We start from the raw sequence: 13,221 nt of genomic DNA, 5'->3' as shown, positions 1-13,221 counted from the left end.
GCCCACGGCCGGAATTCCGGTCCGGAATCCCAAAGGAGATGCATCTCCCCAACCCGCGCGGCGAAACCGGCCGCGTCGAAAATGCTAAAGACGGAGAGGTGGCCGAGTGGTTGAAGGCGCACGCCTGGAAAGTGTGTTTACGGGAAACCGTAACGCGGGTTCGAATCCCGCTCTCTCCGCCAGATACCCACTTAAGCGTCTGTTATTGTTTCGCTTTGTGAGTTGCGGCCTTTCCGTTCCTAACGTCCGCAAACGATGAAGCTCGGCCACCATGCCGCCGCCCCTTTGTTGACTTTGCTTGGGAATCGGAGTGTCCGGAAAAAACCGCAGGGCAGCCCGCAGGATTCGCGTCTGCGGACCCCAATCCGCCCCGCCGGCGCCTACAGGCAATCTACCCCAACGCCCCCCAAGCGGCGCCGGCCACTTTCAGCCCCTTCGTTCGAAAGTTGGCTTCCAGTCGCGATTGCGCGCCCGCTGATGGCCTTCGTAGTCAGGAATGCATGCGAAGAAGGTCGGTCACGGCCGGCAGCCTTGCAATTTGAGCAGACAAAGAGCCCGACCAAGTCGTCATGCATCGAGCCGTGGTCATGGCCGAGCCTGTCAATCAGCGCCTGGATGTCAAGTTTCGTCGATTTGCAGCACATCGGGTGCGCACAATTGACTTAGATGGGTTCGCGGGCGGACAGAGTGTCGGCGAGGGTCTTTCGAGTCATGGCGATTCTCCGTTGAAGGGGCTCGCCGCAACGGGAGGATTATATTCCTTAATGCTGATCCCCTGCATTGTCTCGTGCGGAATGGGCTCTCCGGCATTAGACAGGGATATCCGGAGTTCGCCGTCTCGGGTGGTGGCTTCGACCTTAATGGGCATGCCCGCGGCACAAAGTTACAGGTTCGAATCCTGTCGGGCGCAGCATTGCCGCGGTTCGCTTGCCGACAACTATTCCTGCTGGAATTGACAGGGCCAATCTTCAGGCCTCGTCAGGCCAGAAGGCAACTCGGTCCGGGCGTCTCCGCAAGCCATGTTGAGCTGCCACTGGGACAGACCCACCGAATTGGAAAGGTCGACGCCCTCGATACGGGTCAGAAAGAAAAAGGCGCGGTCAAAGTCTATCGGCGCGGTGAACGTCGCTCCTCGGAAGTCCGCCCGTGCGAGATTGGCAAACGAGAAGCGGCTGCCGCTGATATCGGCGTCATGGAACTGCGCACGCCCCAATTCTGCCTTTGTGAAATCAACATTGGTCAGATTGGCGTCCTGGAAATTCGAGCGCTGCATTTCCGCGCTCGCAAACACAGCGCCCTGCGCGTCCATACGGCTGAAGTCGGTCCTGTAGGCCTCGATTCTGTCGAACCGGGCGCCTTTGGCGGTCGAGTCGGCCAGGGAAGCACGCACAAGCGTTGCCTTCTCAAGATTTGCCGCACGGAGATTGGTGTTCCTGAGGTCGGTCGAAGTGAAATCAACACCGAACAGGTTCGCCCCGCTCAGGTCCTGTCCGTCTAGGATGAGAAGCTTCTTGTCACACTCTTGCCAATTGACGCCAGGCGTCGCGGCGGCGTCGCAATTTTGAGCGGCAGCGGCGTTCTGCCAAGCAAACACAGTGCAAACCGCTAGAACCAAGCCGGATGTGCCGTAAGCTCTGGTTCGCCTCAAAGTCATTGTTGCTGGACCTCTGCTACTCGCCGACACTCACCCTTACCACATCTGCTGACACTCGAGCCACGGTGACCACATGGCTGTGCTCGCGGCGCAGTGGGTCAAGCCTGGCGTGAAGCTCCGCGTCAAACAGCTTCGCGGCGAATTCTAGGCGGCCAGCTTACATTAGCCAGAGTGAACAGAACGTGATTACGGGCCAGGCCTTCACACCTTCGCCTTGCACCAGCCCGCCCACCTAGCATGCCCCGCCATCGCGAACGGCCCAGCACGGGCGAAAGACAAGCTCCTTCCTGGCGCTGCGCCGCGTGCAGTCGGAACAAATGGGATCGACGCCGGTTAACAATCGAAGGGACCGCAAACGAAGCGGTATGATGATGATTGATATTTTTAGCTTCGAACTGGCCAATGCCAGGCTGCGCGTTAAACGGGCCGAGCGCTCGCTGAAGCGTGCGAATGAACTGTTGTTGAACGATGGCTGTGTCGCCGTCAATCTCGCGTTGTGCGACCGCATACGGTCTGAGCAAAAACGCGTGATTGAGGCCCGGGAACGCATGACGAAGATCGATCGGAAGAATTGACCCATGATGCTCGCGACCCTCCACCTTGAAACTGCGAGATACGGCGACGAATATCGCGTCGCAAGGCTAGCGCTGCTGAGGCAGCAAATGATACGGCACATCAAGCGCACAGACGCCTCGGCGCAGAAAGTCGAACAATCGCTGGCAAGATTGGCCGAAGCAAACACGCTCGGGGACCGGCTCGCGCAACAGTAGGTCCGCGCGCTCTACCGTCGTTTGACGATGACCCCGTCATGCTGCGTCGCCAACAACAAGGCTGCATCAACGTCGCACCTGCGCTCGCTGGGCGTCGCGCCCCAAAAGCACAAGGCAGTCGTTTCGGCGAAGATCCAAGAAGTGTCGATATTTTCACCTTCCTGGGGACGCAGGCACAACGCCAAAATGAAGGCGGCGATAAGCAGCATGGCAGGTAGAGGGGCGCGCGAAGGCTACTGAGCGGCTTTCATCTCGCCGCACTCTTGCCTCAGATCAGCCTACAACCAATCGGCCCGCGCTTCACCAGAAGCACGGGCATTGATAGGCTCGGCACTATCGCCGCCCCGTCTACCGCGGGACCGCTGGTATTCCCGAGACTGAGCGCTCTGTTTCGGCGGAGAAAACCACGAAGGCAAAGATCAGCACGGCGACAGCGACAATCATCGAGCCGGTGGCGACGATCGGCTCGAGCGCCGGATTTCCCTGCAGCATCAGGTAAAGCGCCGGCAGCATCACGACCAGGCCGAGATTGTAGACGCCGTAGTGGATCATCGCCGTCCTGCGGGCAGCCTTTACCGGGTTCAGCGCATAATAGCCGCCGAATATTGCACTGGTGACCCACCCCAGCAGGTTGATGTGCGCGTGAGCCGGAAACGCGCCGTGATCGCCTGAAATTGCCATCTGCAGGCCAGCTGCAATTCCCAGAATAAGAAAGACGATGGCTGTCTTGAAAAAAAGCTCCGAAACCTTAGGCATGTCATTCCCCCAAACCCGTTTTGCCGCCGCATCATGCTCTGGTTCCGGCGATCTTGCCAAGGGGACCGTCGGGCCTGCGGCACCATTTGCCGCCGGCCTGACGGCCCGTCGGCAGCCGGGCCTGGCCGGTTGCGAGTCCAGCCGGCAAAAAATATGCGCTCACCCTAATTTAATTGCAATATCACCCGCCAGGCTTCCATGTCGTTCTCACTAAGGAAGTCCTGCACAATCGTGGTGCCATACGCGCCAAAGGTCTGCCCGTCAGTGTTCCAGCAAGGCCTCGCCGAACTTCTCCCACAGCTGAGCGCAATCTGTAGCTCTGAGGCTGGGGGTTCCGAGTGGGCCATATCTGATGACGGCGGCGTGAACATCATAGCCAACGATAGGTGCATTGGCGACAAAGTAGATAGCCTCACCCAATCGGCGAGAGCCAATTGGCGCGTCGGTTTTGTTGGTGATGTCGAAGACACCACGAATGTCCGCTTCCTGGTTCCTGGCTGCCAACGCAGCCGCCATTTCCCTTTCGTGCATCATCGAAATCTCTCCGATCGGTCTAAGTCTAAGAACCGCGGCTTGTGCCGGTCCGGCAGCTGGCAACCGGCAAATTGAAGTGCCTTTTGCAGCATCTCGATTGGCTCTTGCTGCGAGCCACTCCGCCCGCTGCCGCGGCAAGCCGATAAGGCAACTGCCAGCGAAATCCGCAGGCACGTCCACGGTCGCATCAAACACGGCCCACGTGCCAGTCGGCTCCTGAACGGGCAAAAACCTCATAACAGCGCCTGCTAATATACTATGCCGACTGTGAGGACGAGACTTTTTCCTGCATCCACTAAACGAATGAGAGATGGTGTCGAAGTGCCGGGCGACGCTCGTCGAAAACAATCGTCTGCGACATCGCCAGGATCGGAGATGGGCCTGAGCCGGCCGCATTTTGGGAGTCGCCGCAAGGGACAAGCACAAGACGCAGCACACAAACGCGGCCAAATGTTCATCCAGAATCGCGATTTCGTTGCGGATAGATGGTCTCGCCGCGCTTCAGCATCGCCACGAACGCCGCGATCTTCTTCTTGCGCCCGGCTTCGGTCTTCATGTTGTGGATGCGGAAGGCGAGCGCGAAGCGGTTTTGCCCGCTGAGCTTTGCCAGCATCTCTTTCGCCCTGGGCTCGGCGTCTATTGCCGCCTGGAGGTCGTCGGGGATCTTCATCTCCTTGCCGCTCTTGTAGGCGCGCGCCCAGCGGCCGTCGGCCTTGGCCGCATCGACCTGCCTCAGCCCGTGCTCGGTCATCCGGCCCTCCTCGATCAGCCGGGCGACATTGTCGACATTGATCTGGCTCCAGGTGCTCTTCTTGCCGCGCGGGGTGTAGCGCTGCAGATAGCTTTTGCCGTCGAACGCCTTGCGCACCGCGTCGATCCAGCCCCAGCACAACGCCACGTCGATGGCTTGCTTCGGCGTGATCGACGGCAGCCCCGAATCGAGCTTATGGATCTTGATCCAGACTTCGTCCTCGCTGTCGTGATGCTCGCCAAGCCAGGCATGGAAGCTTTCGGCATCCCTGAACTCGCGCACCTTGGCGGGGTCGACCTTCACGGGCGCCATCAGCCGATCCGCCGGTGACCCAGGCGCGTAACCACGCCGAACCGCGCCCTCATATCAGCTCCAAGTCCGATATCCGCAGGCCTGTTGATTCCCGCCGGCACGCATTCAGCCCGCACGATTGGACGCGCCGAGGACGTGGGATTTCCGGCGGCAGCATGACGCCGTCGAATGTCTGCGTGAACATCGCCGCCGCAAAGAAAGCGTCTCTTCGGTGGCGTGGGTGTTGCCAGCCGAGCCGCTTGCCGGACTCGATCTCGTAGACAATGACCGGGGACTGGGTGGTGCCGTGCCCGCCGTAAACCGCGAAAGCGCCGGCCATTTGACCGACGGATCGTCCACTGCCCAAACCGGCGAACGTTCGAGCCTGTCGGATGCGACGACTGCTGTCATGGCTTCGTTCCTCTCAGCGAATTACGAACACGAATCTAGATGATTTTTCTAGTCTGCGTCAGCAAAACTGGCTGGCAACCATTCCCTCGCCCATTGCGCGTGACGATTTGTCGGACCGCGATCCGACCTATTCTACTCTCGGGCCGGATCACTGGGCCGATTCCCCAATGCAACCAAGCCTTTACCCTTTAGCCACTTTTTGAGTTGCCCCTGCGTTGCGTTCGTGGTCCGGTACAACCAGGGCGCTCAATGCGGCATTCGGCAACGGTCGCCTCACCGACCGTCAAGGCAACACACCGTCGAGCCAACACAGGAGATAGCAATGGGCATTTTCGACAGTATCAAAGGTGCGATTTTCGGAAACGCGGTTGCGGCCGAAGCGCCACCGGCGCAACCGTCTCCCGCGCCTGCTTCGAGCACGGCCACCCAGCCGACGGCGCCTACCCGATCCGCCCCGGCTGCAACCCCGGCTCCGGCCGCGCCGGCCGCGCCGTCCTCTGCCCCGGACATCGCTGCCATTCTCGACAAGGCCGTGGCCGCGAAGGGGCAGAAGCTCAACTGGAAGAATTCGATCGTCGACCTGATGAAGGCTCTGAATATCGACAGCAGCCTCGGCGCCCGCAAGGAGCTTGCCCACGAGCTGAACTACACCGGCGATATGAACGACACTGTAACGATGAATCTGTGGCTGCACGACGCACTGATGAAAAAGCTGGCCGAGAATGGCGGCAAGCTTCCGAGCGACCTAGCCGCCTAGAGTCACAAGACAAGCAATTCCAGGAAAACGTGTGAACGGTTTTCCGTCCGGAATTGCGTCAAACAAAAAAAGACAGACCGGTTCGGCGTTTCCGTGAAACGACGAACCGTCCTGGTCCTGCCCGCACGGTGGTTCTTGCTGCGCTGGCTTTCGGGCGCAACCGAGCAGACCACACCGCCAAGCATCAGACTGCCAGTAAATAAAATTGAGACCGATCCCGGCTGCCGGGATTGGGCCTATGGCGAAGTCGCATGGCACAAAAGCGCTGCCGCCTCCCGCCCGGACTGCCTCCCGCAAAACCGACGATTTCGGTCGCTGCCCACGCGCTGGTAGGACCACCATTTTGCTGGCGAAACGCGACGTTCGGCGTATCATTCTCCCCGGAGAGAGTTCATGGTGGGAGGAAGCCAATGAACGTGGTGCAGAGGGTGACTGTCGCTGACTTGACGGCCCAAGAGCTTGTTTCATCTGCGCTTTCACGGTTCGGTGCCGGCGACACCATATCGACGAGGGCGATGCTGGACATCGTTCGCAGGACGGCCCCGGCCTGCGGCAACAGTGACGACGATCTGGTCGAGCTTATCGTCATGACGGCCGTTGGTAGGACCATGGGCGTCGTGTTCGACCATCGGTCCCAATAAAACAATCCGGAACGAATACCAGGCTGCGCCCAGGAGCAGTGGCGGGCGGTTGGCAGCGCCGCCAAAGAGGCCAGCCTATTTGTGCGCGAAGGCCGGCCTGACGCCAAGCCCCTGCTTTGAGCAAAACCGCCGCGCATGCCGGGTCATGCCCGAGGGCAGAGCGACACGCTCGACGGAACTCGCTGAAATCTTGCCCGTTATGCTCTCGTCGAGATGAGGAGAGCTGCCATGGCCGACGACAAAACCAAGACCGACAGTCGCGACCGCTCACGAGTGGCGGGCAGCGAAGACTACGAGGTACGTCACTTCGCCGAGGAAGCGGGCATCACCCCGGATCAGGCACGCACGCTGATCAAGCGTCACGGCACCGACCGCAAGGTGCTGAACGAAATCGCCGAAAGCATAAGAGCGTCGTAATGGCTGACAAGAAAACCGCAATGGCCGACCGCAAGACGCGCGATCCGGACGAAAAGGAGGCTCTGCGTCTGGCCGAAACCACCGACGTTTCGCCGAAGCAGGCGAAGGATCTGATGCGCAAGCACGGCAAGGACAGCCCGAAGGTCGAGAAGGAAGCCAAGAACTTCAAGGCCGAGGGCTGAGCCGCCGAGCCGGTTGGACGCGGCACAGGGTTGTTGCTGCAATCCTGCAGCTTATCGGTTTTCTAACAAATTCGGCCTATCCCTTCCGCTATCGCGGCTCAGGGATGCCATATGCGCGGGATATCTGGTGAGGCGAAGCGGTCGATAGGCGATATACGGCATGTGAGATTGGTATTTTGCCTGCTGGCGGCGGTCGTGATAGCGGCGGCGCTCCTCGCCTTTGCCACCTCCCTCCTGCAGGATCCCGATAGCTGGTGGCACATCAAGGTCGGCATGGATATGCTGGCAAGCCGCACATTCCCTACCGTCGACATCTATTCCTACACTTTTGCCGGCCAGCCATGGATCGCCAAGGAATGGCTTAGCCAGGTTCTCCTTGCAATTGCCTTTGAAGCCGGCGGCTGGAACGGCGTGGTGCTGCTGGCGACTGCAGTAATCGCGCTGACGGTCTTCTTGATGTCGTGGTATCTCAGCGCGTGGTTGAAGCCGACGCTGGCGATAGGACTGACGCTGGTTCTCGCGCTCTTGATCGGGCCAATCTATGTCGCCCGCCCGCACATCTTTACCTTGCCCATCATCGTCGTCTGGACCGCCGGTCTTTTCCAGGCCGCACGCAACGAGAAAGCGCCGCCTTTGTGGCTGCTGACGCTGCTTTGCCTGTGGGCCAATCTCCATGCCACCTTCACCTTCGGTTTCGTGATCGCCGCCTTCGCCGGGCTCGATCTCGTCATGCGCACGCGCTTGTCGAACCCCCGGCTGCTGGCCAAGTGGATCGTTTTCGGGCTGCTTTGCCCGCTGGTCAGCCTGCTCAATCCCTATGGCGTCAAGGCCATACTCGCCACATTCACCGTGGCCTATGGCAATGAGGCGGTGCCTTACATTGCGGAGTGGCAACCCTTCGACGCCTCGCGGCACACCCTCCAGGAGGTGGCCCTGCTGGTGGCGTTTTTCGGGCTGCTCGTGTCGAGATTGCGCATTGGCTGGGCCAAGGCGCTGTTCCTTGTCTTCACGCTGCACGCCTATCTCACCCACATACGGTTCATGTACTTGTTCTTTCTTCTTGTCCCGGTGGTCCTTGCCGTTGAGGTCGCGCAACAATATCCAGCGCTTTCAGCCGAGAAATGGGCGGCGGAAAAGCGCGACGGACTTGAACAATTTTTCGCACGGCAATTTTCCAGGATTTGCGCTGGACTTGCCGTTTTGCTGGTTTTGGCGGCTGCCGCCTTCACGACCTATCCGGTCGCGCCGAGCCAGAAGACCTCGGCCAGCGACGCACTGGCCTTCGCCCAAACCCATAATCTGTCGGGCAATCTGCTGAACTCCTACGATTTTGGCGGTACGCTGATTTTCCATGGCATCAGGACGTTTATCGACGGCCGCGCGGATCAGCTCTTCCTGAATGGCTTTACGGAAACGGATGAGCAGACTGGGCACAGCCGGGGCAAGCCGATCCTGAAAGCCCAACTCGAGAAATATACGATAGGCTGGGCATTGTTGACCGCCGACGACAGCCGCATTCCGTTCTTCGACGAACTGGGCTGGAAGCGGGCCTATGCGGACGACTACGCGGTGATCTACACCCGCGCGGACTGAGCCCCGGCAGCTTCGCTCGCCGGTGCGCACCTCCCTCCTGAAGCTGTGGCCAGCGCCGAGGCGGCGAAATCCTTATGGGATTTTGATTTCTTTGCTCCGCGTCCCGTCTCGAACCTTTATGGCACTTTGATCCATATTCACAGGAGCGGTGTATCCAGCCGCCGATATGATGCGGCGACGCGTTTGGATAGTTTGTTAAAGTAAACAAACAAATACAACATAAGGAAAAATGCGCGGTGGACATAGTTGTTGTCGCGATTGGAATCGCGTTCTTTGCGCTATGCTTCGGCTACATCAAAGCCTGCGACAAGCTGTAAGTTTAGGGGATCGCAACATGCTTTTCGACCATATCCTCGGCGGCGCCGTGACCTTGTTTCTTCTCGCCTACCTGACATACGCCCTCGTTCGCCCGGAACGCTTCTGATCTCCGCTGGCAAGGAGCCAACCCCATGACAATCAACGGATGGCTGCAGATCCTCGTCTATTGCGGGATCGTCGTTCTGCTGGCCAAGCCGCTCGGCGGCTACATGCATCGCGTTTTCAGCGGCGAGCGCACATTCCTGTCGTCAATTCTGGCCCCGCTCGAGCGCGGGCTCTACCGCATATCAGGGACCAGCGAGCGCGAGGAGCAGCACTGGACCTCCTATGCGGCGGCCCTGCTGTTCTTTAACCTGGCCGGCTTCCTGGTGCTCTATTCGCTGCAACGGCTGCAAGGCGGCCTGCCCTACAATCCGGCCGGCATGACCGCAGTCGAACCTGGGCTGGCCTTCAACACCGCCGCCAGCTTCATGACCAACACCAACTGGCAGAACTACGGCGGCGAAAGCACGATGTCCTATCTCGTGCAGATGGCCGGCTTGACCGTGCAGAATTTTCTGTCGGCGGCGACTGGCGTCGCCATTGCGGTCGCATTGATCCGCGGCTTTGCTAGAGCCTCAGGCAAATCGATCGGCAATTTCTGGGTCGATATGACCCGCGGCACGCTCTACCTGCTTTTGCCCTTTTGCATCGTGTTAACTCTGGTCTATGTCTATCTCGGCATGCCGCAGACGCTCGCTGCCTACGTCAACGCGACGACGCTCGAAGGTGCGCAGCAGACCATCGCAGTCGGGCCTGTCGCTTCGCAGATCGCTATCAAAATGCTTGGCACCAATGGCGGCGGCTTCTTCAACGCCAATGCAGCGCATCCCTTCGAAAATCCCGATGCAATTTCCAACCTGATCCAGATGGTGACGATCTTCGCCCTCGGCGCGGCGTTGACCAATGTCTTCGGCCGCATGGTAGGCAACCAGCGCCAGGGCTGGGCAATTCTGTCGGCTATGGGCGTGCTGTTCATCGCCGGCGTTGCCGTCTGCTACTGGGCGGAAGCCGCAGGCAATCCGCTGGTCCATGCGCTGGGCGTCGACGGCGGCAACATGGAGGGCAAGGAGAGCCGTTTCGGCATCGCTCTGTCGGCGCTGTTTGCCGTCATCACCACCGCCGCGTCCTGCGGCGCGGTCAACGCCATGCATGACAGCTTCACCGCACTCGGCGGCATGATCCCCATCATCAATATGCAGCTCGGCGAGGTCATTGTCGGCGGCGTCGGCGCGGGCTTCTACGGTATCCTGATGTTCATCGTCATTGCCGTTTTCGTCGCCGGGCTGATGGTCGGACGCACGCCCGAATATCTCGGCAAGAAGATCGAGGCCAAGGAGGTCAAGATGGCTATGCTGGCCGTGCTCTGCCTGCCGCTTGCAATGCTGATCTTCACCGCTATCGCGGTGGTGCTGCCGACCGGCGTTGCTTCCATCGCCAATGCCGGCCCGCACGGCTTCTCCGAGGTTCTCTATGCCTACACCTCGGCCGCGGCGAACAATGGCTCCGCCTTTGGCGGCCTCAGCGGCAACACGCCCTGGTACAACGTAACGCTCGGCATCGGCATGCTGATGGGCCGGTTCCTGGTCATTATGCCGGCGTTGGCGATTGCTGGCTCGCTAGTTGCGAAGAAGACCGTCCCTGCCTCCGCCGGCACCTTCCCGACGGACGGTCCGCTGTTCGTCGGCCTGCTGGCCGGTGTCATCCTGATCGTCGGCGGCCTGACCTTCTTCCCGGCCCTGGCGGTCGGACCGATCGTCGAGCACCTGGCGATGATTCACGGTCAGACATTCTGAAACGGCCATGCCCTGGTTCAAGATCATACCTCGGAAGGTCCGGCATCGCCCCGAGCCGGAGGGGGAGAAAACGCCCCCTCCTTTCCCGACGCTGTCCACATTCCTCGCTTTTGCGGCAGCCTTGATCATGATCTGGCTGCTGGCTTACGGGCCGCCGCACCTTCGTTCGGCACACGATCGACCGGTCAACAAAATCGACACTGGAGCTACCAAATGAGCCCGTCGAAATCCGTGAGCATCATGGATACCCGCATTCTGTGGCCCGCTATCGGCGGTTCCTTCAGAAAACTGAACCCGCGCACCTTGATGCGAAACCCGGTGATGTTTGTCGTCGCCGTCGTCTCGGCGCTCACCACCGTGCTGTTCGTCAAGGATCTCGTTACCAGCGGCGGCGATCTTGGCTTCACGCTGCAGATCATCATTTGGCTGTGGTTCACCGTGCTCTTCGCCAATTTCGCCGAAGCGGTGGCCGAAGGTCGCGGCAAGGCGCAGGCAGACTCGCTGCGCCGGGCGCGAACCGAGACGCAGGCCAAGCTGTTGAACGATGGCGACCGCAGCAAGTTCAAACTGGTGCCCGGCACCAGCCTGAAGGTCGGCGACATCGTGCTTGTCGAAGCCGGCGACATCATCCCCTCGGACGGCGAGGTGGTCGAAGGCGTGGCGTCGGTCAACGAGGCGGCCATCACCGGCGAATCCGCACCGGTCATCCGCGAATCCGGCGGCGACCGTTCGGCGGTGACCGGCGGCACCCAGGTCTTGTCCGACTGGATCCGCGTGCGCATCACCGCGGCTGCCGGCCATACGTTCCTCGACCGCATGATCTCGTTGGTCGAGGGCGCCGAGCGCCAGAAGACACCCAACGAGATCGCGCTCAATATCCTGCTCGTCGGCATGACGCTGATCTTCGTGCTGGCCACGGCGACGATCCCGAGCTTCGCCTCGTATTCGGGCGGTTATATCTCGGTGACGGTGCTGGTCGCCCTGTTCGTTACCCTGATCCCGACCACAATTGGCGCCCTGCTGTCGGCGATCGGCATTGCCGGCATGGACCGCCTGGTGCGCTTCAACGTGCTGGCCATGTCGGGCCGCGCCGTCGAGGCGGCCGGCGATGTCGACACGCTGCTGCTCGACAAGACCGGAACCATCACGCTGGGCAACCGCCAGGCGACGGCATTCCGTCCGGTCAAGGGCGTCACCGAACAGGAACTGGCCGACGCGGCCCAGCTTGCCTCGCTTGCCGACGAAACGCCGGAAGGCCGCTCGATCGTCGTCCTGGCGAAGGAAAAATACGCCATCCGCGCCCGCGACATGGCAAGCCTGCACGCGACTTTCGTGCCCTTCACCGCGCAAACCCGCATGAGCGGCGTCGATCTGGAAGGCTCCTCGGTCCGCAAGGGCGCAGTCGATGCGGTACTTGCCCACGTCAACCTCTCGACGGTTGCCACAGGCCGTACGCGCAACGACACCGTCCGCGACCTTCAGGCGATCGCCGACGAGATTGCCAAATCGGGTGGCACTCCACTCGCGGTCGAGCGCGACGGGCGCCTCCTCGGCGTCGTCCATCTGAAGGACGTCGTCAAGGGCGGCATCGCAGAACGCTTTGCCGAATTGCGCCGCATGGGCATCCGCACGGTGATGATCACCGGCGATAATCCGATGACCGCGGCGGCGATCGCGGCGGAAGCCGGCGTCGACGACTTCCTTGCCCAAGCGACGCCCGAGGACAAGTTGAAGCTGATCCGCGACGAGCAGGCCAAAGGCAAACTTGTCGCGATGTGCGGCGATGGCACTAACGATGCGCCGGCCCTCGCGCAGGCCGATGTCGGCGTTGCCATGAACACCGGCACGGTCGCGGCGCGCGAGGCCGGCAACATGGTCGATCTCGACAGCGATCCGACCAAGCTGATCGAGATCGTCGAAATCGGCAAGGCGCTGCTGATGACGCGTGGCTCGCTGACCACCTTCTCCATCGCCAACGACGTAGCCAAGTATTTTGCCATCATCCCGGCAATATTCGCCGTCTTCTACATCGCCCCGGGCCAAACTACCGGGCCGCTGCAAGCGCTCAACGTCATGCATCTGGCGACGCCGCAGAGCGCTATCCTCTCGGCCATCATCTTCAACGCGCTGATCATCATCGCGCTGATCCCGCTGTCGCTGAGGGGTGTCAAATACCGCGCGGTCGGCGCCAGTGCGCTGCTCAGCCGCAATCTCATTGTCTATGGCCTCGGCGGCGTCGTCGTCCCCTTCGTCGGCATCAAGGTGATCGACATGGCCATCACCGCTCTCGGTCTCGCCTAAGGAACCACGT

15 protein-coding genes and 1 tRNA gene are annotated in these 13,221 nt (G+C 60.7%); 11 read left to right on the top strand and 5 right to left on the bottom strand.

All coding sequences use genetic code 11. The features are described from left to right. Window positions 1-92: 92 nt before the first annotated feature. Window positions 93-182: transfer RNA gene (locus NKJ12_RS11360), tRNA-Ser, on the top strand. A 755-nt stretch (window positions 183-937) separates the two neighbouring features. Here NKJ12_RS11360 and NKJ12_RS11355 read toward each other — a convergent pair. Then, a complete protein-coding gene (locus tag NKJ12_RS11355; RefSeq protein WP_352702708.1) occupies window positions 938-1,654 on the bottom strand; it encodes a pentapeptide repeat-containing protein in 717 nt (238 codons plus the stop codon). 365 nt (window positions 1,655-2,019) lie between these two features. On the opposite strand from NKJ12_RS11355, the gene NKJ12_RS11350 reads away from it, so the two are divergent. Beyond that, a complete protein-coding gene (locus tag NKJ12_RS11350) occupies window positions 2,020-2,229 on the top strand; it encodes a hypothetical protein (protein WP_254816855.1) in 210 nt (69 codons plus the stop codon). A gap of 3 nt (window positions 2,230-2,232) precedes the next feature. Continuing rightward, entirely contained in the window at window positions 2,233-2,424 is a 192-nt protein-coding gene (locus NKJ12_RS11345) for a hypothetical protein (protein ID WP_254816854.1), read from the top strand. A 348-nt stretch (window positions 2,425-2,772) separates the two neighbouring features. Here the strand turns inward: NKJ12_RS11345 and NKJ12_RS11340 are convergent, their stop codons facing one another. From NKJ12_RS11340 to NKJ12_RS11325, 4 genes are all read right to left on the bottom strand, one after another. Beyond that, entirely contained in the window at window positions 2,773-3,180 is a 408-nt protein-coding gene (locus NKJ12_RS11340) for a hypothetical protein (RefSeq protein WP_352649583.1), read from the bottom strand. 261 nt (window positions 3,181-3,441) lie between these two features. Then, window positions 3,442-3,714, bottom strand: coding sequence for a hypothetical protein (locus NKJ12_RS11335; RefSeq protein ID WP_352702706.1), 273 nt, complete (start codon window positions 3,712-3,714; stop codon window positions 3,442-3,444). A 454-nt stretch (window positions 3,715-4,168) separates the two neighbouring features. After that, a complete protein-coding gene (locus NKJ12_RS11330) occupies window positions 4,169-4,777 on the bottom strand; it encodes a YdeI/OmpD-associated family protein (protein ID WP_254816850.1) in 609 nt (202 codons plus the stop codon). Window positions 4,778-4,826: 49 nt separating this feature from the next. Beyond that, entirely contained in the window at window positions 4,827-5,096 is a 270-nt protein-coding gene (locus NKJ12_RS11325) for a hypothetical protein (protein ID WP_352702704.1), read from the bottom strand. A 393-nt stretch (window positions 5,097-5,489) separates the two neighbouring features. Between NKJ12_RS11325 and NKJ12_RS11320 the strand changes: the two genes are divergently transcribed. From NKJ12_RS11320 to kdpB, 8 genes are all read left to right on the top strand, one after another. Then, a complete protein-coding gene (locus NKJ12_RS11320) occupies window positions 5,490-5,924 on the top strand; it encodes a DUF3597 domain-containing protein (RefSeq protein ID WP_023675304.1) in 435 nt (144 codons plus the stop codon). Window positions 5,925-6,334: 410 nt separating this feature from the next. Beyond that, window positions 6,335-6,565 (top strand): hypothetical protein, encoded by a 231-nt coding sequence (locus NKJ12_RS11315; protein ID WP_254816847.1) that lies wholly within the window; start codon window positions 6,335-6,337, stop codon window positions 6,563-6,565. A 228-nt stretch (window positions 6,566-6,793) separates the two neighbouring features. Further along, a complete protein-coding gene (locus NKJ12_RS11310) occupies window positions 6,794-6,982 on the top strand; it encodes a DUF3606 domain-containing protein (protein ID WP_352702701.1) in 189 nt (62 codons plus the stop codon). Continuing rightward, window positions 6,982-7,164, top strand: a complete 183-nt coding sequence (locus NKJ12_RS11305; protein ID WP_254816845.1) for a hypothetical protein — start codon at window positions 6,982-6,984, stop codon at window positions 7,162-7,164. Before NKJ12_RS11310 ends, NKJ12_RS11305 begins: the two co-directional genes overlap by 1 nt. Window positions 7,165-7,275: 111 nt before the next feature. After that, window positions 7,276-8,757, top strand: a complete 1,482-nt coding sequence (locus NKJ12_RS11300; protein ID WP_352702699.1) for a hypothetical protein — start codon at window positions 7,276-7,278, stop codon at window positions 8,755-8,757. Window positions 8,758-9,091: 334 nt separating this feature from the next. Continuing rightward, complete coding sequence (locus NKJ12_RS11295; protein ID WP_352702697.1) at window positions 9,092-9,181, top strand: K(+)-transporting ATPase subunit F; 90 nt, start codon at window positions 9,092-9,094, stop codon at window positions 9,179-9,181. 25 nt (window positions 9,182-9,206) lie between these two features. Beyond that, complete coding sequence (kdpA, locus tag NKJ12_RS11290) at window positions 9,207-10,910, top strand: potassium-transporting ATPase subunit KdpA (protein WP_352702694.1); 1,704 nt, start codon at window positions 9,207-9,209, stop codon at window positions 10,908-10,910. Window positions 10,911-11,123: 213 nt separating this feature from the next. Then, entirely contained in the window at window positions 11,124-13,211 is a 2,088-nt protein-coding gene (kdpB, locus tag NKJ12_RS11285) for a potassium-transporting ATPase subunit KdpB (protein ID WP_352702692.1), read from the top strand. The last annotated feature ends 10 nt before the right edge of the window (window positions 13,212-13,221 follow it).

Source organism: Mesorhizobium sp. M0195 (genome assembly GCF_040322115.1).
GTDB lineage: Bacteria > Pseudomonadota > Alphaproteobacteria > Rhizobiales > Rhizobiaceae > Mesorhizobium.
The sequence above is the reverse complement of the archived record's forward strand: the minus strand, read 5'-3'. Positions and strand labels throughout refer to the sequence as shown.

Coding starts and splice junctions, on each gene's coding strand:
- NKJ12_RS11355 (WP_352702708.1), bottom strand. CDS start 1,654: ATGACTTTGAGGCGAACCAGAGCTTACGGCACATCCGGCTTGGTTCTA.
- NKJ12_RS11350 (WP_254816855.1), top strand. CDS start 2,020: ATGATGATGATTGATATTTTTAGCTTCGAACTGGCCAATGCCAGGCTG.
- NKJ12_RS11345 (WP_254816854.1), top strand. CDS start 2,233: ATGATGCTCGCGACCCTCCACCTTGAAACTGCGAGATACGGCGACGAA.
- NKJ12_RS11340 (WP_352649583.1), bottom strand. CDS start 3,180: ATGCCTAAGGTTTCGGAGCTTTTTTTCAAGACAGCCATCGTCTTTCTT.
- NKJ12_RS11335 (WP_352702706.1), bottom strand. CDS start 3,714: ATGATGCACGAAAGGGAAATGGCGGCTGCGTTGGCAGCCAGGAACCAG.
- NKJ12_RS11330 (WP_254816850.1), bottom strand. CDS start 4,777: ATGGCGCCCGTGAAGGTCGACCCCGCCAAGGTGCGCGAGTTCAGGGAT.
- NKJ12_RS11325 (WP_352702704.1), bottom strand. CDS start 5,096: ATGGCCGGCGCTTTCGCGGTTTACGGCGGGCACGGCACCACCCAGTCC.
- NKJ12_RS11320 (WP_023675304.1), top strand. CDS start 5,490: ATGGGCATTTTCGACAGTATCAAAGGTGCGATTTTCGGAAACGCGGTT.
- NKJ12_RS11315 (WP_254816847.1), top strand. CDS start 6,335: ATGAACGTGGTGCAGAGGGTGACTGTCGCTGACTTGACGGCCCAAGAG.
- NKJ12_RS11310 (WP_352702701.1), top strand. CDS start 6,794: ATGGCCGACGACAAAACCAAGACCGACAGTCGCGACCGCTCACGAGTG.
- NKJ12_RS11305 (WP_254816845.1), top strand. CDS start 6,982: ATGGCTGACAAGAAAACCGCAATGGCCGACCGCAAGACGCGCGATCCG.
- NKJ12_RS11300 (WP_352702699.1), top strand. CDS start 7,276: ATGCGCGGGATATCTGGTGAGGCGAAGCGGTCGATAGGCGATATACGG.
- NKJ12_RS11295 (WP_352702697.1), top strand. CDS start 9,092: ATGCTTTTCGACCATATCCTCGGCGGCGCCGTGACCTTGTTTCTTCTC.
- kdpA (WP_352702694.1), top strand. CDS start 9,207: ATGACAATCAACGGATGGCTGCAGATCCTCGTCTATTGCGGGATCGTC.
- kdpB (WP_352702692.1), top strand. CDS start 11,124: ATGAGCCCGTCGAAATCCGTGAGCATCATGGATACCCGCATTCTGTGG.